Source organism: Bacteroidetes Order II. bacterium (genome assembly GCA_016788705.1).
Classification (GTDB): domain Bacteria; phylum Bacteroidota; class Rhodothermia; order Rhodothermales; family UBA2364; genus UBA2364.
Genome location: JAEUSQ010000015.1, coordinates 24758 through 45104, shown reverse-complemented (window position 1 = coordinate 45104; position 20347 = coordinate 24758). Strand labels below are relative to the sequence as shown.

The following is a 20347-nucleotide window of genomic DNA, read 5'->3' as shown; positions in this document are numbered from 1 at the left end:
GACATTGGATATTGCCCCTATAAACCCCACTGCTAACCGTCTTGCTACCATTGATGTGGGAACCAATACCGTTTTGTTACTGGTAGCCGATGTCTGGCCCGATGGTCGGGTAACAACGGTTTATGAAGAACAGCGTTTTGCCCGTTTGGGCGAAGGCGTAGATGCAAGTCGCACCCTATTGCCAGTAGCCATGAAGCGCGTTCGTGACGCATTACTGGCCTATAAATCCATTGGAGATGTACTTGGGGTGCAGGCTATTCGCGTAGGCGGCACTTCTGCCTGTCGCGACGCCGTTAATCAGGCGGTACTTCGGGACTATCTTCTTAAAGAAACGGGCCTATACATAGAAGTACTAACGGGAGATGAGGAGGCCATACTGGCCTTTCAAGGCGCTACCTCGTTTACCGATCAAGTGGCAGGGGCAGTATTGGTAATGGATATTGGCGGGGGCTCTACCGAATTGGTTTTGGGAGATGCCACTTCCGGCGAACTTCACTTTCGCCATAGCTTCGATGTAGGTTCGGTACGGATGCGAGAACGTTGTTTCCACCAGATTCCGCCCTCGAGCAAAGAACTCGAAACCGCAGACCAGTGGCTTTCGGCCTGCTGGCACACGCTCCCTTTCTCGGTTAATGCTGAACAGCCCACGTTTATACTGGCCAGTGGTGCAGGCATGGCCCTCGGCTTGATGGAAGCGGGGGCATTGGCTTTTGATCGGAAATACATGACCCGCAAGATTTTAGGCCACCAAGTGGTTTCTGCGTGGTTTGAACGCCTCTTACACACCGCGCCCGAATCGCTCCTTGCCCTTAACCCCGCCGTGATGCATGGACGATCGGATGTCTTTGTGGCCAGTATTCAAATTTTACACCACTTTATGCAGTATTTCGGCCTACCTGAAGTGTATATTTCCGGTGGAGAGTGGCGGCACGGCTGGCTACGCAAGTGGGGACAATCGCTATTCTCGGAACCGGAGCGCCCAAGTACCGTTTAAAAAACTCCAGTTGACTTGCTGCCTCATCAGGTGCATGTAAGCAACGGGATGATGATGATCCAACGGAAAAGGGGGCAAGCGGTCGGGCTTTTCCCTTTTTTCGCTTCTATTTATCACCTAAGCGCTATCATGAATCATCACCACTACCATTGGGTACAAGCCCCCCAACCCGCAACAGCACATACCTTGGTCCTCTTACATGGAACAGGTGGTGACGAAACCCAATTACTCCCATACGGCGCCACTTTTGGCGCTACGGTAAATTTGTTGGGGGTTAGGGGGAACGTCCTTGAGGCTGGAATGCCGCGATATTTTGAACGCATCGCCACAGGCATTCTTAACGAACAGGATTTGACCGATCGGGCAATCGCCCTCCAAACTTTTTTGTATGTTTTAGCGGAAGAAAAAGGTTTTGATCCCCAAAAAATGGTTGCCATGGGATACTCTAACGGTGCCAATATTGCGGGCGGTATGCTCCAACTCTTTCCCGACTTTTGGGCAGGTGTTATTCAATTGCGTCCCATGATCCCATTGGTCAATCAATTGGATTTCCACACCTCGCGACAAACGCCTATATTGGTTTTATCCGGCAAACTGGACCCATTAGAACCACCAGGCGAAACCGAGACTTGGACCCATCGCTTGCACAAAAATGGCTTTAAGGCCGAGCACCACACCCTTCATGCCGGTCATAATATCACGGCATACGACTTAGACTTGGCACTTGATTGGTTTAAACGATATTTTGATACGGTATGAAACCCTTTTTTACTCCCCTGTCCTATTTCTGGCGGCCTGCTCCTAACCCCCAACAGCACAAGACCCTATTGCTTTTGCACCGTACTGGCGGTGACGAGACCGAATTGATCGAGGCCGCTACTGCATTTGAGGCCGAATTTAATTTATTAGGACTGCGTGGACATGTTTCGGAAAATGGGCGACTGCGCTACTTTGCCCGACTCCGCGTGGGCGTTTTCGACGAAGAAGACCTTGCCTTCCGTACCGATGAACTCCGACAAACCGTTCTGGATTTATCCGCCACGCTGGGCTTTGACCTCTCCCAACTGATTGCCGTTGGACGTTCTAATGGTGCCAATGTAGCTGGCGCTTTGCTTCAACGTCATCCCGGATTTCTGGCTGGCGCCATCATGCTAAGACCCTCCGTACCATTTCCGGCCATCACCACATTCCCCCCGCCACGCCCCACACCTGTTTTGGTTTCCTCTGGCTTTTCGGATGCACAAGAACCACCCGGCGAGGCACACCGCTGGGCCAATTTGCTCAGGGATAATGGATTTGCCATAACCCATGCCCGACTCGATGCCGGACATGCTGTCACTCCGTTGGATTGGGACGTGGCTTATGCGTGGTGGAAGAGGACCTTTTTGTGACCTTTCGAGGCCGAAGTGGAGACCGTTGTTTTACCTTATGGGTTTATTGCTTCTCGTTATCCGATCATAAAAAAAGCCGCTTCTTATGCGCGGCTTTGTGAAAAGAATCTTAGACAGGTTTGCAATGCGTGTGCTTAAAATCCATAGATAAAAAAGCCACTTTCGTCAAAACGGGTGTTTACGATATTGTTTGTAAGTGATCCGAAGGTATAGCGAATCTGCATAAAGGTTTGGTACGCAAAGTTGGTGGCGAGTAGTTTGTTCCGAAGCAGAATTTCGTCTTCTCCTACCTCCGGAACAAGGTTTATTTGGTCTCTGATTCGCGAGGCATACCCACCCATCACCAAATTAAGGCCCTTTACCACCCGCCATTCTACATTGCCACCCACACTAAAACGGTTTTTCTTAGGGTCATTTAGTAAATTAGAAGCCGTTACGCTGCCATTGATACTCCCCCAAGGCTGTTGCCATTGCATGATGAGTTTAGAGACCTGCCCCCATGTATTCTCCTGCAACTTGCCAAAAACCGTTTTTTGAAGATACCGAGTGGCGGCAAAGTCTGGTCCAACCTGAAACTTTAACGAGCGCTTGGTGGATTCCGTGTACGGGAAAATGCTATACTCAATACTCGGCGAGACGGAGAATTGCGCGTCGTAGTTATCATAGGTGGAGCGGGTAAATCCGCTGTATAACTTCAGCGACCACAACGGTGCAAGGCTATAAACGGCTCGTCCATACACATTTTGGCTTTCTTGGGTATAGGTTCGGGGTGTATTATTGATCGTCACCTTGTTCACCTGTTTACGGAAATACACGCCAGCCCCTGTTTTCCACCGATCAGTGGTACGGTCTCCATTGGCCGAGACCATCATGGTACGGTCGCTATAAATGGATTGTGCATTTAGGCTCCCACCTCCGGTTAGGCTAAACGTCCACTTATTCCATTTGTCGGACTTTTCGGTTGGCTTTTCGGCGGTATTCTGCTTTGCCGCGTAACCGATCGTCACTTGGTCGAATGTATGGGTTTCCAAGACATAGGGCAATAAACCAACTTTCAGATACCGGACTTGCGTTTGGCGCACCTCGTCTTTCGTGGCCGTACTTTCAGTATTGAACCGAAGCCCGTTTTTTCGACCATCCAGCCGCTTCTGACCAATAAAATCAATCGCCCAAGATTGTCCCCCACTCCCCGTCTGAGCAACGGTAAACAGCACATGCAGGTCGGCGGCGGAGCGATCTATGACATACTGAACGAATGGGATTTCGGTACGAAAATAATCTGAATCGCATGTATTACAATCTAAAAAGACGGTAATGGGTTCGTTTTGAATGGTATTTTGGGCATGGCTCTGCCCATGCAGGCAACACCAGATTGCCAGCCAGAAAAACAATTTTTGCATCTTAATTTAGAAGATTAGGGTGTATGAAGGGTTTTTATAATTACAGGATCATGTGCCGTATAAGGGCCAACATAGAGGTTGTTTTCCCATCTTTGGTCACGGGTAATGAGCCTATATCGGGTATTTTTATGCGGGCGATTTTGGCTTAATTGCGTCGTTGTTGCCTCCATTGCCTCCTTTGTGGCAAATATTTTGTAGTGATATTCGTGTTTAATCAAAGGATCATAAACCGCTTCAATAACCGATAAACGGCTATCTTGTTTGTGCACCATAGAAAAGAGAGAATTAATTTTGGCCTCAAAACCAATTTTATTATTTCCTGCTAAGGGTTTTCCCGTTTCCAATGTTTTCTTTAATGCCGAAAAAAGGTTTTCCAACTCCTGATTTTCAGGCTCTAAACCATAGAGTTGCGCCCGCAAATGGTTTAGTCTAAGACGAGCTTTGTTAGGATAGATGGCTGGATTTACAAATGCCCGGATTTTGGTTTTGAGCAATTCGTAATTTTCGAGGTAGGTATCCTTTTCCGTTTCCAATTTCTCCAGCCGAAGAGACAACTCCGTTTCTCCCTGAAAAGGCGTTTTCACTTCCCTCTGCGGCATTTCCACGGCGACTTCAGGCCCCACGATGCGTTCTTCAAACGGAGCATTTGCATCTATTTCGTCTCCATTGCTCACCAAGCCGCCATGCAATGCGCGATAGCCGCCACTCCATTCCAAGAGGGTCATTTGATAGTAGGTGACTCCATTTAATCGAAGGGGAAACTCGGCATAAACCAAGGTAAGCAAACCCATCATCGCCAAGACCCCGCCCCATTGCAACCGCACCAATCGCTCTTCGGACTCGTGCAAAATGGCATTTACACGGGTTTTAAGCTCTGAAACATGCGCCATACCCAATCCAGCATGTGCTACCTTACCACCCAACATATTACGCGCCAAAGCCACCAATTTTCCGGCATAGTCCGACGGACGGACACCGTTTTGCAAAACCACATCATCACAGGCCCGTTCACGCTCCGTCAACATCTGCCTACGCGCCAGCCAGATCAAGGGGGTTGGCCAATGCAGTGCAGAAAGTACTTGTGCCAATTGGTGGATCGGATAGTCCCACCGACGCACATGCGAAAGCTCGTGAAGGAGCATCATCTCGTGCGAGTCGTCGCCTTCGTCCAACCAAGCGGTGGGGATCATTACCACCGGACGAAAGGCTCCCCATGTCATGGGCGAAAGCACAATGGGGTGATGTAAAAACATAACCGAACGACGAATTTTAAGCTGAACCTTTAGTAAATGCGCTAATTCTAATAGTTCCGGTGACGTGACTAAATGCGCTTCTCGCTTCAGTCGCCTAAGCAAAACCGCTTGACGAAGCATTCCAAACAATAACCCAACTGCGCCCGTAAACCAGATAAAGAGGAGTCCATACTCCATCTTTCCCAAGACTGGGCTGGGTATAAAAGCATTAACGGTCATCGTCTTTTCATCATCGTTTTCACCTCCTTTGTCGTTTAACAGCCGTTCTTCCTGTAACTCTTTTAACGAAGGTGCAGAGATGCCGTAACGGTTTTGGGTGTCAAAGAGGTGAGGCGCTTGCTCCGGCAACGGTGCTTCCAGCATAAAGGTGTACTTGATTTTTGGGGAGGGTATTGGTTTTATCGCAACATAAAATGTAACAACAGCCAAGCCCAATAAGACCACCGACCAAACAAGGTGTCGCCATTTTGCCGAAGCCTTGCGCAACAGACCCGTTAAGACAAAACCGCCAGCCAGTAGGAAAGCACCTTTCAGGAGTATATCAGCCACAAAAGGCAGAAATGGAGTGATTATTTCCATGACAATGACTAAAAAAAGATGGAAATTAACGCCCTTCTTCACGGGCTTTGTTGATCATCGTTTGCAGTTCGTCTAATTCTTGTTCCGATATTTCTTTACGCGAGAGCATCGTGGCTACGGCTTGGGTGGCAGAACCACCAAAAAACGTATTTAAAACCCGCTTCAAGGCCGATTTTCCCGCTTCATTGGTGGGCGTAGCAGGTGAATAGAGGTACTTATTCCCTACTGTTCGGTACTGGATGTGTTGTTTCTCGGCTAAAATGCGCAATAACGTGCGTACCGAGGCATTGCTGGGGGCGTCTTCCATGGCTTCGCGGATTTCCTCGGCAGAGGCTTCTTTCATCCGAAAAAGAATATCCATGATTTGCCGTTCACGACGGCTTAGGGCTTCATTGGTCATAACTTTAGATGTGTTAATTTTTTAACACATCTAAAGTACAATATAGATGGCCAGCTTGTCAAGAGATGGTGTTAATTTTTTAACATAAGCGCCGGAATAGCAAAGGTAGGGTTGTTTACCCGCATATACGCCAATGTACGAACATAGCAATTGGGGTCATCGAGCAAAGCAGCGAGCCAATCGGGAGGAATTTCGGGATGCCGCGCCAATACATAGCGTTCGATCCATGAAAGGGCGTTGCGTTTGTGCGCGAAACGTTCGGGCGCCAAGATGGGGCATTGTACCAAATAGAATACAGAAAAATATGGCTCTTTAGAACGTCCCAGCATGTTCATCACAATCTGGCGCATCACCGGATTGTGATCGGCGAGATCGCGTTCTATGTGGCGCAGGTCGGATAATATTTCTTCCAACACTTCGGGTGGTGTATGGGGATTACGGGCCACCGCACGCTGAATCCGCATTTCCTGGCTTCGGGCCAGTTGAACCAACGCCTCGACGGGTGTATGGGGATGTAGGGCCACCGCTTCCCGAATTGCCACATCGGGGCTTTGGGTAAGTTTTAACAATTCTTCGGGGCTTTCTGAATGAACTAACCCTAACGCTTCTGGAGGTACTCCAGTCTGCCGTTCCCCAAATACGGTTGGTGTATGCTGGTGCTTCACCCGTGAATCTTTTCGGGCAATCAAGCGCACGGTTTCCGACCGATCTGAACGGAGTTTTTCTTTCCACTTCGACGGCAGAAACGGATTTTCGGCAATGGTTGCCCGAACGTATTCTTGTCCATGCTCTGCCATGATGGCAAAAACAAAATCGGGTAGTGGTGAATGACGCAAACAAAGCCGAAACAATTCGCCCTCCCACGTACTTGGTGTAAGTCCTTTCAAAAAAGCCACCACATGGGCATCCGCACGGTCCATCCAATCGGTTTCTGGCTCCGTCAGTTGAAGGATATGCAAAGAAGCAGCCAGTCTTATGTGTGGGTTCCGGTCACGCATCAATTTGTCCAGCACCATCTTGGGTGGGCTTGGGAGTTGGGTGAGTGCGAGTCGGATAAAGGGTCTTCCTTGCGTTGCGAGTAACAATAATTCGTCCCACGCCTTTGGGTGCGTCACTAATTTTAGCGCGGTTTCCGGTTGCATCTCCGCAAATATGCGCGGATTTTCCATCAAGAGCAATGGCAGAACTGGGTTTTCGAGCAAGGCTTCGGGCGCACGATGTCCTAAGCGCCACAGTATTTCCGTAGGCGTATTGGGATTAGACAAAAGGGCAAGGACAAGGTCTTGCGGAGGATTTTGTCCCAATTCCTTCAAAAGGATGGACGGTGTTTCGGGATCGTTTGCAAGGAGGAAAGACATAAGCAAGGTAACGGGACTGAAAAATTGGAGTTAATAAACGGCTTTTTTCAACGATAAGCGGGTTTCTTAAAGGAAATCCACAGAACCCTTTTCATAAACCCAAAAAGCCGGAACCCAAAGAGTCCCGGCTTCAAAGACGTACGATATTGAACAATCCTATTGCCCCAAATTGCTACAGTCCACGGGCTTGGACTCCACCCGACGATTAAAACGACAACCCTTTCCAGGATCGGATTTATTGCAGTTTGGCTGTGCCTCTCCCATTGCGGCCATGCGGAGTCGAGACGGGTCTATCCCTTTAGACACGTAATAGTCATACACTTTTCGTGCGCGGCTTTCGGAAATCCGCAGGGCGTTTGCTGGCGAGGTTGCTTCGTCGGTATAGCCCAAGATTCGTACACAACATGTAGCTGAGCGGTTAAGTTCTGCGATGTTTTCATCAAGCAAAGACCTTGCAGCAGCGTCCAATTCATCTTTGTTATAATTAAAATTGACACTATTTAAAACCGACAGGGTACAGCCCTGAGGGGCTGGAGGTTGCGGTACTTCGGCGGCAGGCGGGTCGTAAACGGGAATTTCACGGGGCTGTGGAATTTCGGGTGGCGTTTGATCGGTAGCCACGCCCAGTCCTCGACTGGGTAATCCGAAGCGAAGTCCACCTGCTATAAAGGAAGTACTGAACGGATGACTGGGGCTTTTCACCAAGAAATTCCAGTGATAGCGGTAGGTTCCTTCCACAAAAACCGACATTTTTTTGGATAGGGCGAAATCCACCCCGAGGCCTGCTACTGGAAAAGAAAAAGCGGAGCGATCTGGCTTATTATTGCCAGCCCCAGGGACTTCGGTGTTTTTCCGGAATCCCTCGAAAGGATCGGCGACAAAGGCCCCAAAGCCCCCAAAAAGATAAGGCAACACCATTCCCCCATTGCGGAGAATCGGGAAAACGGCCTGAGATTCTAACCAAACAACGGGTTTAGCACCAAATGCGTTTTGGGCGTATGAAAATTGGGTATCGCCCGAAAAATTGGATGCACCCACGACGCCCCGAAAATACACGGCATTGGGCCGGATCGGAAAAGAGGCATGGATAGCTGCTCCGGGGTACCACTTGGAGGCGGTTGCCGTATTGACCGCGTTTTCGAGATCAATGCGTCCTTGATACCCATAAACTCCGCCAGAGAGGCCCAAATATGCCTGACTGCCACGGTATGGATTGCTTTGAGCCAAAACCGATGTAGGGAAGCCCATAAATAGCAAAAATGCCGAAATAATGTAAGTCTTAACACGCATGACGATGCTGTTTGAATGTAACGAGTATAGTGCCTGAAGATAGCTCTGGATGATTCTGTACAAAAGTCTTGCCAATCCACGCCAGGCTTGAAAAATAGTTTATTTTAAACTGGCATTGCGGCAAAATAGATACCAAACACGGCATGTGTTGCATCACACCTGCTTCGGTCTTAGCGGTAAGAGAAAAGAAAGTATAAAAGGGTTGCAAATAAGACACATGCAATAATAGCGAAGGCGACTTTCACCCAGCTATACGGTCGCTCGCCTTTCACCTCGCCAGAACGCCCATTGACAACAAACCGATAGACCCGGCCCGAATATCGGTAAGCACTGATCCATAATGGAAGCAAGATGTGTTTAAACGTAATGTTCTGATACTGTGTTTGCGTGCTCGTAACGTCTTGTACATCTCCACCGATGTCCCGACAAATGGTGGCTTCTATGATGGGGTGCATCCTGCGCTTGGCCTGTTCAAACCCTTTCTCCAAAGGAATATGATAGCTTTCTGCCCGAAACCCTTGTAAAAAGGCATCCTGATAAGGGATTAACGCGCTTAGGTCCCAAGGTTCGAGGTTTTCCGTATAATGAACGGGCAGTGCGTCCGAAGCACAGACCAAGACGTCGTCAAACACATTAAAAACCGTTCCTGAGGCCGGATACCAATGAATTTTTTGTACCTGTCTGGCTTCTTGTCGGGTATTGCCATTGCTATCACGCACAGTCACATATTGTGTCTCATAATAGTACTTACCTCGACGACCCGTATAGTGGGTTGTGGTTTGCGTGTCGTAAGTCCAAAAAGGCAAATACACACCATTCAAGTCTTCTTCGTGTCGTGCTGCTTTTTGCAGTTTATTGGGGGCAAACCACAAACTCCCCAGCCAATTACGAAAGGCGCCTAATGCCTCCTTACGGGCCACCTGAAAGGGTAGAACCGCCTCTGGTTTTATTTGTTTTTGCGACTGTGTGGTCTGAACCAATCCTGTGCCGCAAAACGGGCAACTTGAAGAGGATATATTGGGATCGAAGGTGGTTTCTGCTGCACAGGAAGGGCATTTCACTGTCAGCACCTCGACGAGTTGTTCGCCTGCTTGCGCCTGTTCCAAAAAGTCTCGGTAATCGTGTTCTCGAATACCACTGGACGCTATTTCTGGAACTGGATTGAGGTAACCACAATACGGACACTTCAGCGCGGTGGTTCCGGGCTGGAATTTGAGATTGGCGCCACATTGTTCACACCCAAAACCAGACATGTGGATTTATTTGCATCTGTAAAGAAGAATTTGGACAGAACATACACACCTGTACCAGAAATGGCAAGGGTCTGTAAAGAATTCTTTCCATAGCCCGTACCTGCTTGATGATATATGCTAACAGACCAAGATGCCGTGTTTGCAGGGGCATCTACATCATTTAGACCGGTTTCCCCTTGAGGTGGTCTAATTTAGCCGGACACAGACCTAACTTAATATTGTGTCATGAAGAAACAAGAACAACAAGTAAGTCCTGCAAGTGCGAACCGGTTGCGGCGCAAGTATGACAGGACGTTCAAACAAGAAGCAGTGCGGATGCTGCAAAGCGGCAAGGTCGTAAAAGAAGTGGCCGAACTGCTCGGTGTGAGCGAACAGGTGTTGTACAACTGGAAGAGTACCGTTACATCGCCTGCTCCTACAACCCGAAAAGGAGGCATTCGGCACTGGGGTATCTTCGCCCCGACAAGTTTGAGGAACGCTACTTTTCTAACTTAACGCTGTGTCCGTGAAAAGGGGACGATGTCAGTTGCAAAAACCAAAACTTTGCTAACAAACCACTTTTGGTTGGTTGCCGAGGTAATAAACACCAAGAATGAAAAATTTTATAAAGGATGTTAATCTGTGAATGAGGTGTTTTTAGAAAGGTAATCTTGTACAATGCTTGTAGGATCAACAAGTGGGAGCATCAATTTCCCCTTAGGAGCGGTTGCCGATACTTGTATAGCCAGTGCCCGAATGATCCCATAGAGGATGCTAAAGACAGTATGCAGAAACATTTGGTCAAAAGAAGGAATCTGATTATAAGCATCTGGCTCCAATAAAACAAATGTACCCAATACCCTACACTCGAAGTTAGGCATTTCGGAAGCCTCGGATGTTATTTGTACCCCAAAGTGGACTTTTCCTCTGGCTTCTGCATCCGAAAAAGGCTGCAAGTATTCAAGATAGAAACCCACGTGCAAGTTTGTTTCTATTTGCTCATCAAGCGAATAGAGGGGTTGCTCTACAATATATTCTTCTAACTGAATGACACTAATTAGGCGAGGCGATCCATGGGGTAGTCTTTTGTGTATGAGATGAAAAGTGCGGCTTTTGGACACCCAATGTTGTTGGGGCATAAGACAACGTTTGGTGGTGCGCGTCCGACAAATCATGGACGTTTAGAATTGACCGCCAACGTTGCGGATAATCTTGTGCGATGGTTCTGGGCTGATTGGCTGGTGAGTAGGGAAACTCACTTTGGTAGAATGGCATCGTTTTGCTTTCATGTACATACTTAGGAACCACCAAAAGATTCTCGCCCAGTGCGTCCTCGATACGGGCAATGGTTTGCAAGGTCATATTGGTTTTTCCAGCCAAAATACGACTAATGAAAGAAGGGCGTTGCTCCGTATGTGCTGCCAATTCCTTTTGTGTCCAACCTTTCCGTTGTAGGATGTCTTGGATTTGGAGGGCGATGTCTATGCTTTTGCGCATCCAACGTTTGTTCCATGTTGGAATTGTGCTACGGATGGCCTGAACTTTTTTGAGGGTCTCAGTCGTCTTGATCCAAATTGAAGGGCCGATAAGTGATGCGTTGGTTGGTTTGTAGGTCTATAAATCCTGCAACACCAACCTTAATGCTACGCTTTTCGATTATTTCGAGGTCTATGCTTTCCTCAACTATTTTTATGTCTTCGTAGCAAGTGTTTAATTGTGGGTCTTGTTGGATGGTCGGGGTGTTTTTAATGTCCTCGTTACCTGCCACAAAAATCTCGCTTCCGTACAAACAACCATATAACCGTAGCTGCCCTGAATAGAAAAACGCACAAGTAGGCGGGGCATATTTTTCTTTTTTGAAGAACTGGGAAGAAAAAGAACGCTGTTCGCACAGATAAAACAGTGGCTCAATAAGTGCTTCAAACTCTGGCTCCTGCTGGTTCTCATCGTGGTCTAAAAATTTGCCGAACTCAGACAAAGATTCGTTTTCGAAACGGATGGTATAAAAGAGCGTTTCCGCGTCCTTCTGCTATCAGGATCGCTTCGAGGCTGAATTTTTTAGACACATTAATTATTACTACTGGGTTGTATGGGTGTATTAAAAAGTTAACTTATAAGGAAATCACGAGCAAGAGGTCTTGGTATAATTCACCAATGCCTTAGAAGTTGAAAAGGCTATACGGGGCGCTTTTGGTGCGAAAGTTGACCATTCTCGTGGCCGATGAGCACATCGGTGGCCATATGCAGGAACAGGCCGTGATCTAAAATACCCGGCATTTGGAGTAGGGTTTGGTTGAGCATGTCTAATTCAGGCAGCCCCTCCGGAAATATCGCGTCCACCACCCAAAACCCTTGGTCGCTCACCACCGGGCCATCTTTTCGTAGTCCCATGCGCAATTCGGGGAGCGCGCCCATGTTTTCTAATGCCCTTGTTATGGGGCCAAGCGCCATGGGCAGTACCTCTATTGGAAGCGGCATCTTGAGACCCAATTTCTCGACCATTTTGGAGTCATCTACCAAGACCACAAAGCGTTTGGCTTGTGCGGCCACCACTTTTTCGCGGGTATGCGCCGCGCCGCGTCCTTTAATCAGGTTAAACGCCGGATCCACCTCGTCGGCTCCGTCGAAGGCCAAGTCTAAGGTGGCGATTTCGTCTAAACTGATAAGCGGAATGCCCGATTGCCGAGCGAGACGTTCAGCAAAAAAAGAGGTAGGTACACCGCGAATCCGTAAGCCTTCTTCACGAATGCGCTGCCCAAGGGCTTCAATTGCAAAAGCCGTCGTGGAGCCTGTTCCAAGCCCCACGTTCATTCCATCTACTATCAAAGCGGCAGCCGCTTCGCCAGCCCGTTGTTTGGGAGAAATCATGTTTTTTGGTAAATTCGATCAAATACGGCCATTTATTCGTAGCGTAAGGCATCTATGGGCCTCAGATTTGCAGCCTTCCAAGCAGGATAAACGCCAAATATCAAGGCGATGGCCGTGACACCTGCTACTGCGCCAAACGCCCAGCCCCAGGGTACAACAAGTGGCGTCTCCCACATGAGCGATAAAATATTGCCCGTTCCGATGCCCATTAAAATTCCCAATACGCCGCCAATTTGACACAAGAACACCGCTTCATACAAAAATTGACGTAAAATATCGCCTTTTTTGGCCCCAATGGATTTCCGAATGCCAATTTCCCGCGTGCGCTCCGTTACCGAGACCAACATGATATTCATAATGCCAATCCCTGCAGCCAAGAGCGCAATCAAACCAATACCCGCGCCGCCCAAGGTCAGATAAGCCGTAAAACCCGTAAACGTTTCCACCACCGAGTCGTTGGTAATCACTTCAAAGTCATTGTCTTCTTTGGCATCCAAACGGCGAACGGCCCGAAAAATACCAATACTTTCGTCAATGCTTTCAGCCAGAATTTCCACGTTTTTGGCCCGAACAAGAATGTCTATGTTCTGATCTGGATCGCCATATTGCACAAAAAGAGTGGTAATAGGGGCCACAACTAAGTTGTCTTGGCTTTGACCGAAACTCTGTCCTTTTTGCTTGAGTACGCCTATCACCGTCATCCGATGTCCGCCTACCAAAATGTCTTTACCGATCGGGGTTTCTGTTTCGAAGAGCTTGCTTACGACTTCTGTCCCCAAGACTACTACGGGGCGGCCGTATTGTACATCTCCATCGGTTAAAAAACGTCCAGAACCAAGTTCGTAGCTGTTGTTCACTGCCCAGTGTTCATCCGAGCCTTGCAATTGTACGTTAGGATTGGTTTTTCGGTCTTTGTAACGTAATTGAACGGTCGGGAAAAAACCCGCTGCACTTACCGAGGTGGCCAACGTACTCCGGCGGCGTAATTGCAGCATTTGGTCGTAGGTCAGGTTTTTTCGATTCCGAATACGCTCGTCACTCGGCCCAAACTGGACGCCGGGAAACTTCTGAAGGGTAAAGGTAGATGACCCCAAAAAATCTATCGTGGTATTAAAACTGGAGTCTATGGCCGAAACTGCCGTAACCGAGGCAATCACCGAAAAGACACCAATCACCATCCCTAATAACGTGAGGGCAGATCGCAATTTGTTCGCGATGATCGCCCCCCAGGCCATTTTGATAAATTCAAGATTCATAGCTGTGTGGAAAAAATTATTCGTAGCGTAATGCTTCGATCGGGTTGGCGTTAGCAGCAGACCATGCTGGAATAAAACCAAAGATAATGCCTACCAAAACACAAATGCTAAAAGCCAAGACAACCGTCCCCACCGACATTACCGCGGTAAACAGGGTATTAATAAAAGCCGTTACACCGAAGGAGAGGACGATTCCAATAAGCCCACCAAACACACAAATCACCACTGCTTCAAACAAAAATTGGCCCAGAATAGCCCGGTTTGGCGCGCCAATGGCCTTTCGGATGCCAATTTCTTTGGTACGTTCTTTTACGGAGACAAACATGATGTTCATCACACCAATTCCACCAACAAGCAAGGACAAAGCTGTAAGAAAAATCCCAACGGAATAAATGACGGCCTTAATGCCATCAAATTGTTGTCGAAAGGCTTCTTGGCGGTTAATGGCAAAATTATCGGCATCCCCCGGTTTAACTTTGCGGGATGCACGAATAATGCCCGTTAATTCGTCTTGGGCGGCGTCCATCTCGGCCAAATCCACCCGCACTTGTACCTGAAGTCCTTGTTTATTGATGCCAAACACTTTCTTCATCGTGTTATACGGCATCTGAATTTGGGTATCGAACGAAAAAAGCCCTAAGAATTTCCCTTGCTTCGCAAGCACGCCAATTACTTCGCAATGCTGTTGGCTTTCTTTCATTTGTATGCCCATGCCACCCGGCCCCGTTTGCTGGAAAGACTGCGAAATTAATTTGATTTTCTTGCCCAAAGGCTGCTCGTTGGGGAAAAGTGCTTCCAAGACATCAACCCCTAATACACACACATTTCGTGCGGTTCGGTTGTCTTCCTCGGTATAGAAGCGCCCACTGTCTAACTTAATTTGGTTAATCTCGCTATATGCTGGGGTGGAAGCCTGCATAAAAACCCCTTTGATCTGGTTGCTTTTATATTTTACATTAGAAACATAAAAGGCTACCGGGGCAACGGCTTTTGCATAGGAAGAGCGGTTGTGAATGGTCTCGGCAAGTTCCGGCTCTATGTTGGGGCGGTTGATGTATTTCCACCAATCGCCAGGCTGGGCGCCCCATGGAAACCGTTGAACCCGCAATACATCGTTTCCAAGCATAGAAACACTGTTGTCGAACGATCGTTCTATGCCATTGATCACCGTAAACATAGAAGTGACCATCACAATCCCGATAATAATGCCCAAGGTGGTGAGGCCAGAACGCAATTTATTGTTCCGAATGGCCAAGAAAGCAATCCGAAGACCTTCCCACACTTCATTGATGAAACGCATATGATTCAGATTGGGTGATATGGAGGCATAATTTTAAAAAGTACGCCTGCTGATTGGCGAAGTTACGCCACAAAACACATTCAGGCTAAATAGCGGTCATAAATTTTCGTAACTTACCACTTTAAACAACCCTCTTATTTTTGTTTATGGCCAAAACAAGCATACTTCTCGCCTTTTGGGACTTTTTGAAAGTCCGGAAAAAATATTGGTTGGTTCCCATTGTTGTGGTCTTGGTTTTGCTGAGCCTGTTAATCGTTCTGGCGAATGGCTCGGCTTTGGCGCCTTTTATTTATTCGCTGTTTTAAGCAATTTGTGTTGACGACGAACCTTAACCTATTTGCATCATGCACCTCAATATTATTGACATCCTGACCGCAAAACGTGACGGAGCCACCCTGAACGATGAAGCCATCCAGTGGTTGGTGGCGGCATACACGAATGGAGATGTTACGGACTACCAGATGAGCGCTTTTCTGATGGCCGCTTTTATTCGGGGCATGAGCGATGCCGAAACCCAAACCCTCACGCGAGCGATGTTGTATTCCGGCGAAGTGCTTGATTTAAGTGATTTACCGGGCATCAAGGTGGATAAACATTCTACGGGTGGGGTAGGAGACAAAATCTCGTTGCCGCTTGCGCCCATTGTGGCGGCGTGCGGCGTGCCCGTTCCCATGATTTCTGGCCGTGGTTTGGGGCATTCGGGTGGAACCTTAGATAAATTAGAATCCATTCCCGGCTTTAAGGTAAACCTAAGTATCTCGGAATATCGCGAACAATTACAACAAAATGGCTTGGTTTTGATCGGGCAAACGCCAGAAATTGCACCCGCAGACCGCAAACTCTATGCCCTTCGGGATGTAACGGCCACCGTACCGTTTATCCCATTTATTGCCTCTTCTATTATGTCCAAAAAACTGGCAGAGGGGATTGACGCCTTGGTATTGGATGTAAAATGTGGACGGGGTGCTTTTATGCAAACCGAGCCAGAGGCCCAAAAGCTGGCCCAAACATTGGTGGAAATTGGTGAAGCTTTTGGCAAACCAACCGTTGGGTGGATCACCAATATGAATGCACCACTGGGGCAAGCAGTAGGAAACTGGCTGGAAGTGGAAGAGTCCGTTCGGTGTCTGAAAGGGGAAAATGTGCCAGAAGTCATGGAACTGACGTATGCTTTGGCAGGCGAGATGTTGTGTTTGGGTGGCGTAGCCGAAACCCCAGAAGTGGGGCGCGAAATGGCGCAAGAAGTAGTAATAAATGGCAAGGCATTTGATAAATTATTGAAAATTGTTGACGCACAAGGCGGTGATCCGCGTGTATTAGAGGATACCAATACGTATCCTAATCTCGCACCAGCCTATGACATATATGCGTCGGATACCGTTGTGGGCTATGTCCAAGAGGTGGATGCCTTAACCATTGGGAAAACGGCTGTGTTGACAGGCGCAGGGAGGATGAAAAAAGAGGATCCGGTAGATCCAGGTGCTGGTATTTATCTACATTGTAAGCCTGGCAGCGCAGTACATCCCGGAACGCGGTTGGCAACCTTATACACCCACAAAGCAGACGATGTATCGTCGCTACAACATGCCGTAGTCTCGGCCTATCGTTTTGGCGAAGAAATGCCTGCATCGGCCCCTTTGCTCATGCAACGGGTAACAGGAAAACAGGCTGGTTGAAGCGGCTTGGGTAAACACCGTATAAATTTGGCATTTAGGGTAGAATAATCCTTGGGGAATGGTGGCCTGAATGTTTATCTTGCACTTTATTTGAAACTTCATAAGCGTTTTGCGTATCCAAGCCCTAATAAGTGCGTAGGATTGCCTTACGATCAAAACCTCTAAACCGAAATGTATTATGTCCATCTGGAAACGATTTGTCCGTGCAGTTAAATCCCTCTTTGGCGGATTGGTCTCTACCATCGAAGATCCAAAACTAATCCTTGAAGAGAATATTCGGGAACTGAATGATCAGGTTCCGAAGATGAATGAAAATATTGCCACGGTAAAGGCCAATGTGATGTTGCTCCAAAAAGAAGTGGCCAAGTATGAAGCCGAACTGGCCGATTTGACCTCTAAGATAAAGGCGGGCATTCAGGCTAACCGCGAAGATATTGCACAGCAATACGCCATCCGGTACGAACAGGTAAAGGCGTCGCTTGGATCTGCGAAAGAGCAATTACAGTTCGCCGCCGCTGCCTACGACAAAGCGCTTCAGGTGAAAAAAGCCTTTATGCGGGAAAAAGACCGCAAAATTCAGGAGGCCAAAGAAGCACTGCGCGCCCACGAACGGGCCCAATGGCAAGCAAAAGTGGCCGATACCCTCGAACAATTTGAAGTCGGTGGTATTTCTGCCACACACGATGAGATGATCCAAAAGATCAATGAGCAAACCGCAAAGTCGGAAGCTCGTATGGAGATTGCTTTAGACTCCATTGATACGCAAGCCATGAAGATCGAAGAAGATGCCCAAAGCATCCGTGCCTCCGAGATTGTGAACCAATTTAAATTGGAAATGGGTGTTGGTGGCGGTGCTCCTGCCGGGCAACGCAAGAGCTTGTTGGATATTCCAGACGAAACAGGTTCTTCAGGCGGTTCGTCCGCAAGTCGTACACGCGAGGGCGTATAAAGGCCATACTTTTTTTGACGCTTAGACCCTGAATCAGGATGGATCCCAAAGAATATGAACGCATCAAGGCCGAGGAAAAACAGCATTTGTTACAACTCCGGGCACTGAAGCAAAAATTAGCCGAGGCCGAGCGCAAAAAAACCATACTGGGTGCCGTGCAAGGGACTGCTTTGCCAGACAGTGTGGCGGCAACCCACGAAGAAATGGTGGAGCGGCTGAACCGAGAATCCATACGGACTGAAGTGAAGATGGAAATGGCGTTGGAAAGTGCTGGTTTGGACCTTTCAACACCCGTTCCTCAGGTGAGCGAGGAGGACGCACAGAAAGCACGTGCGGCCGATTTGATCCGGCAGATGAAACTTGAAATGGGAGGAATGCCCTTAGACGCCCCGCCCCGCAGTGCTTCGGATACCCCTGCAGAGGGGGATAAGTCCATAGGACGACCCAGATCAGCCGAAAAGGAGTCGGAAGTGGGTGAGCATCCGGAAGAAGCACGGAGTGTTGGTCGGAAACGCGGGATTTAGTGCCGATTCACTATTATAACACGAGGCAGATAACCTTTGTCTCACGAACCACATGTACCGAGGTACAATGAGCAACGATTCGCATATTAACTTTCAGAAAGAAGCATTTTTGATGCCTTGGAACCTCACTTTCCTCATCTCTGCGATGGCGATGGTGCTAGGAACGATGATCATCGCACCGGGGGAAGCAGGAGAATTCTTGCGTAACATGATCTTGCTGTCCACTTTTGGTGCCGAACTGATGTATTTGGGGATAATGCCTAAGGATAAGCGGTTCCAGCGTGCGGTTCGCTCGCGGGTAAATGCCGAAATGTCTAAACAAGCCAATACGCCGACGGAACGACTGAAGCAACTGAGCAGAAACAGTTTGGAGCGGTATGTCCGGCTTAAAAAATATCGGGACGATATTGCCAGTAACTATAAAAAACTAAGTACGGCGTCTCAATCGCTTTTGGATAGTCATTTGCGAAAAATTGAAGGTCTGATGGATTCATACCTGACAATGCTTCACACGAAAGAGCGGTACAACATGCTTCAATCGGATAACCGTGAATTGGAGATTGCCCGTGCCATCGAGGATTTGCGTCGGGATATGGAGGATGATCCGCCCAAAGTTCGTTCTGTGAAACAGCGACGCCTTACTATTCTGGAAAAAAGTTTAGAGGAACGTAAACGACTGAAGGAAAACAAAGAAATTCTGGATGCACAGATGGCCACCATCGAAGATGTAATCCGGTTTATTCACGAGCAGTCGCTTTCTATGAAAGATCCGGAAGGCATCACGTTTCAACTGGATACGCTTTTGAACGAGGTAGAGGAGACCCAAGCTTCGGTTTCGGAGTTGGAAGATGTGTTTAATAGTTCGGGAAACATTCTGGACGGCATAGAGGCATATTCGCCTTCCGAGACCACCTCCACCGGAACACGTGTCAAAAATTAACGATCGAATAGGGCCGTAAAGAGGAGAGGTTACGCACCAACCCCCTTTACGGTTTGTTTTTTCCGGGCGATCCGGTCCAAATTAATCCCTAAAATAATGTCTTCAACCACCGAAACGATTTTTGAGACCCTGCATTATGTGATTGACCGGGAAGCAACAGACAGCAAAGGTTATACGGTTACTGGAGATGCGCTTGCGTTGGTCACCATCAACCGACCCGATAAGCATAATGCCCTCAATGAATTGGTCTTGCGCGAACTAAGCGCAGCCCTTTCGATGGCACGTTATGATGAAGACGTAAAAGGAGTCATTATAACGGGCACAGGGCAACGTAGCTTTGTAGCCGGGGCAGATATTGCTGAATTTAGGAACCTAACCCCACTACAGGCCCAATTGTTGGCCACAAAAGGCCAAGGGGTTTTTAATCAGGTGGCGCAAATGCCCAAACCCGTATTGGCTGCAGTAAATGGATTTGCCTTGGGCGGTGGGTGTGAATTGGCTCTGGCATGTCACCTGAGAATTGCTTCAGAGCAAGCTGTTTTTGGCCAGCCAGAGCTAAACTTGGGTTTGATCCCCGGATATGGCGGCACCCAACGGTTGCCTCGAATGGTAGGTCTTGGAATTGCGACCGAGATGATTTTAACGGGAAAGCCTATTGATGCGCAACGGGCCTATGGCTTGGGGATGGTGAGTCAGGTGGTTCCGCAAAAAGAGTTGTTATCTGCCGCCAAGAAAATGCTGCGTATCGTTACCGCACGTGCTCCTCTTGGCATCCGAATGGCATTGGAAGCATTACAAGCGTCTGAATTACCACTTGCTCATGGGCTTCAATTAGAAGCGACGTTGTTTGGCCAGATCGTGTCGAGCAAGGACTTTTCGGAAGGGGTGGGGGCCTTTCTTGAAAAGCGTGCACCCCATTTTACTGGTGAATAAAAGC

At 48.2% G+C, this 20347-nt stretch carries 22 protein-coding genes; 10 read left to right on the top strand and 12 right to left on the bottom strand.

Annotated elements, in window-relative coordinates; all coding sequences use genetic code 11:
* Positions 1-4 precede the first annotated feature (4 nt).
* The 3 genes from JNN12_02960 to JNN12_02950 are packed head-to-tail and all read left to right on the top strand — an operon-like array spanning position 5 to position 2385.
* On the top strand, positions 5-994 hold the full coding sequence (locus JNN12_02960) for a hypothetical protein (GenBank protein ID MBL7977275.1): 990 nt from the start codon (positions 5-7) through the stop codon (positions 992-994).
* A gap of 15 nt (positions 995-1009) precedes the next feature.
* Positions 1010-1753 carry a hypothetical protein gene (locus JNN12_02955; protein MBL7977274.1) on the top strand — a complete coding sequence of 248 codons (744 nt, stop codon included), beginning with the start codon at positions 1010-1012 and terminating at the stop codon, positions 1751-1753.
* Positions 1750-2385, top strand: coding sequence for a hypothetical protein (locus tag JNN12_02950; protein MBL7977273.1), 636 nt, complete (start codon positions 1750-1752; stop codon positions 2383-2385). Before JNN12_02955 ends, JNN12_02950 begins: the two co-directional genes overlap by 4 nt.
* Positions 2386-2519: 134 nt before the next feature.
* Here the strand turns inward: JNN12_02950 and JNN12_02945 are convergent, their stop codons facing one another.
* The 6 genes from JNN12_02945 to JNN12_02920 form a co-directional block, all read right to left on the bottom strand.
* Positions 2520-3785, bottom strand: coding sequence for a hypothetical protein (locus tag JNN12_02945; GenBank protein MBL7977272.1), 1266 nt, complete (start codon positions 3783-3785; stop codon positions 2520-2522).
* A gap of 14 nt (positions 3786-3799) precedes the next feature.
* Complete coding sequence (locus JNN12_02940) at positions 3800-5617, bottom strand: M56 family metallopeptidase (GenBank protein MBL7977271.1); 1818 nt, start codon at positions 5615-5617, stop codon at positions 3800-3802.
* 25 nt (positions 5618-5642) lie between these two features.
* Positions 5643-6017, bottom strand: coding sequence for a BlaI/MecI/CopY family transcriptional regulator (locus tag JNN12_02935; protein ID MBL7977270.1), 375 nt, complete (start codon positions 6015-6017; stop codon positions 5643-5645).
* Positions 6018-6088: 71 nt separating this feature from the next.
* Positions 6089-7375 (bottom strand): hypothetical protein, encoded by a 1287-nt coding sequence (locus tag JNN12_02930; GenBank protein MBL7977269.1) that lies wholly within the window; start codon positions 7373-7375, stop codon positions 6089-6091.
* 156 nt (positions 7376-7531) lie between these two features.
* Positions 7532-8665, bottom strand: coding sequence for an OmpA family protein (locus tag JNN12_02925; GenBank protein ID MBL7977268.1), 1134 nt, complete (start codon positions 8663-8665; stop codon positions 7532-7534).
* A gap of 170 nt (positions 8666-8835) precedes the next feature.
* Complete coding sequence (locus tag JNN12_02920; GenBank protein MBL7977267.1) at positions 8836-9918, bottom strand: hypothetical protein; 1083 nt, start codon at positions 9916-9918, stop codon at positions 8836-8838.
* Between the two features lie 225 nt (positions 9919-10143).
* Between JNN12_02920 and JNN12_02915 the strand changes: the two genes are divergently transcribed.
* Positions 10144-10413 carry a transposase gene (locus tag JNN12_02915; GenBank protein ID MBL7977266.1) on the top strand — a complete coding sequence of 90 codons (270 nt, stop codon included), beginning with the start codon at positions 10144-10146 and terminating at the stop codon, positions 10411-10413.
* A gap of 119 nt (positions 10414-10532) precedes the next feature.
* Here JNN12_02915 and JNN12_02910 read toward each other — a convergent pair whose 3' ends face one another.
* From JNN12_02910 to JNN12_02885, 6 genes are all read right to left on the bottom strand, one after another.
* Entirely contained in the window at positions 10533-10874 is a 342-nt protein-coding gene (locus JNN12_02910; GenBank protein ID MBL7977265.1) for a hypothetical protein, read from the bottom strand.
* Positions 10875-10950: 76 nt separating this feature from the next.
* Positions 10951-11394, bottom strand: a complete 444-nt coding sequence (locus tag JNN12_02905; GenBank protein MBL7977264.1) for a helix-turn-helix transcriptional regulator — start codon at positions 11392-11394, stop codon at positions 10951-10953.
* A 58-nt stretch (positions 11395-11452) separates the two neighbouring features.
* A complete protein-coding gene (locus JNN12_02900; GenBank protein MBL7977263.1) occupies positions 11453-11875 on the bottom strand; it encodes a hypothetical protein in 423 nt (140 codons plus the stop codon).
* A gap of 197 nt (positions 11876-12072) precedes the next feature.
* Positions 12073-12765: a ribose 5-phosphate isomerase A gene (rpiA, locus tag JNN12_02895; protein ID MBL7977262.1), complete on the bottom strand. Its 693-nt coding sequence runs from the start codon at positions 12763-12765 to the stop codon at positions 12073-12075.
* A 32-nt stretch (positions 12766-12797) separates the two neighbouring features.
* Positions 12798-14021 (bottom strand): ABC transporter permease, encoded by a 1224-nt coding sequence (locus JNN12_02890; protein ID MBL7977261.1) that lies wholly within the window; start codon positions 14019-14021, stop codon positions 12798-12800.
* A gap of 16 nt (positions 14022-14037) precedes the next feature.
* The gene (locus JNN12_02885) at positions 14038-15321 is read right to left on the bottom strand and encodes an ABC transporter permease (GenBank protein MBL7977260.1); all 1284 of its coding nucleotides are present in this window, start codon (positions 15319-15321) and stop codon (positions 14038-14040) included.
* 146 nt (positions 15322-15467) lie between these two features.
* On the opposite strand from JNN12_02885, the gene JNN12_02880 reads away from it, so the two are divergent.
* From JNN12_02880 to JNN12_02855, 6 genes are all read left to right on the top strand, one after another.
* The gene (locus JNN12_02880) at positions 15468-15626 is read left to right on the top strand and encodes a hypothetical protein (protein ID MBL7977259.1); all 159 of its coding nucleotides are present in this window, start codon (positions 15468-15470) and stop codon (positions 15624-15626) included.
* Positions 15627-15665: 39 nt separating this feature from the next.
* Positions 15666-16997, top strand: a complete 1332-nt coding sequence (locus JNN12_02875; GenBank protein ID MBL7977258.1) for a thymidine phosphorylase — start codon at positions 15666-15668, stop codon at positions 16995-16997.
* Between the two features lie 178 nt (positions 16998-17175).
* Positions 17176-17946, top strand: a complete 771-nt coding sequence (locus JNN12_02870; protein ID MBL7977257.1) for a PspA/IM30 family protein — start codon at positions 17176-17178, stop codon at positions 17944-17946.
* A 38-nt stretch (positions 17947-17984) separates the two neighbouring features.
* A complete protein-coding gene (locus tag JNN12_02865; protein MBL7977256.1) occupies positions 17985-18470 on the top strand; it encodes a hypothetical protein in 486 nt (161 codons plus the stop codon).
* A gap of 52 nt (positions 18471-18522) precedes the next feature.
* A complete protein-coding gene (locus JNN12_02860; protein ID MBL7977255.1) occupies positions 18523-19410 on the top strand; it encodes a hypothetical protein in 888 nt (295 codons plus the stop codon).
* Positions 19411-19506: 96 nt separating this feature from the next.
* Positions 19507-20343, top strand: coding sequence for an enoyl-CoA hydratase/isomerase family protein (locus JNN12_02855; protein ID MBL7977254.1), 837 nt, complete (start codon positions 19507-19509; stop codon positions 20341-20343).
* The last annotated feature ends 4 nt before the right edge of the window (positions 20344-20347 follow it).

Coding starts and splice junctions, on each gene's coding strand:
- JNN12_02870 (MBL7977257.1), top strand. CDS start 17,176: ATGTCCATCTGGAAACGATTTGTCCGTGCAGTTAAATCCCTCTTTGGC.
- JNN12_02915 (MBL7977266.1), top strand. CDS start 10,144: ATGAAGAAACAAGAACAACAAGTAAGTCCTGCAAGTGCGAACCGGTTG.
- JNN12_02945 (MBL7977272.1), bottom strand. CDS start 3,785: ATGCAAAAATTGTTTTTCTGGCTGGCAATCTGGTGTTGCCTGCATGGG.
- JNN12_02950 (MBL7977273.1), top strand. CDS start 1,750: ATGAAACCCTTTTTTACTCCCCTGTCCTATTTCTGGCGGCCTGCTCCT.
- JNN12_02885 (MBL7977260.1), bottom strand. CDS start 15,321: ATGCGTTTCATCAATGAAGTGTGGGAAGGTCTTCGGATTGCTTTCTTG.
- JNN12_02860 (MBL7977255.1), top strand. CDS start 18,523: ATGTACCGAGGTACAATGAGCAACGATTCGCATATTAACTTTCAGAAA.
- JNN12_02940 (MBL7977271.1), bottom strand. CDS start 5,617: ATGGAAATAATCACTCCATTTCTGCCTTTTGTGGCTGATATACTCCTG.
- rpiA (MBL7977262.1), bottom strand. CDS start 12,765: ATGATTTCTCCCAAACAACGGGCTGGCGAAGCGGCTGCCGCTTTGATA.
- JNN12_02880 (MBL7977259.1), top strand. CDS start 15,468: ATGGCCAAAACAAGCATACTTCTCGCCTTTTGGGACTTTTTGAAAGTC.
- JNN12_02935 (MBL7977270.1), bottom strand. CDS start 6,017: ATGACCAATGAAGCCCTAAGCCGTCGTGAACGGCAAATCATGGATATT.
- JNN12_02865 (MBL7977256.1), top strand. CDS start 17,985: ATGGATCCCAAAGAATATGAACGCATCAAGGCCGAGGAAAAACAGCAT.
- JNN12_02855 (MBL7977254.1), top strand. CDS start 19,507: ATGTCTTCAACCACCGAAACGATTTTTGAGACCCTGCATTATGTGATT.
- JNN12_02925 (MBL7977268.1), bottom strand. CDS start 8,665: ATGCGTGTTAAGACTTACATTATTTCGGCATTTTTGCTATTTATGGGC.
- JNN12_02905 (MBL7977264.1), bottom strand. CDS start 11,394: ATGCGCAAAAGCATAGACATCGCCCTCCAAATCCAAGACATCCTACAA.
- JNN12_02875 (MBL7977258.1), top strand. CDS start 15,666: ATGCACCTCAATATTATTGACATCCTGACCGCAAAACGTGACGGAGCC.
- JNN12_02930 (MBL7977269.1), bottom strand. CDS start 7,375: ATGTCTTTCCTCCTTGCAAACGATCCCGAAACACCGTCCATCCTTTTG.
- JNN12_02920 (MBL7977267.1), bottom strand. CDS start 9,918: ATGTCTGGTTTTGGGTGTGAACAATGTGGCGCCAATCTCAAATTCCAG.
- JNN12_02890 (MBL7977261.1), bottom strand. CDS start 14,021: ATGAATCTTGAATTTATCAAAATGGCCTGGGGGGCGATCATCGCGAAC.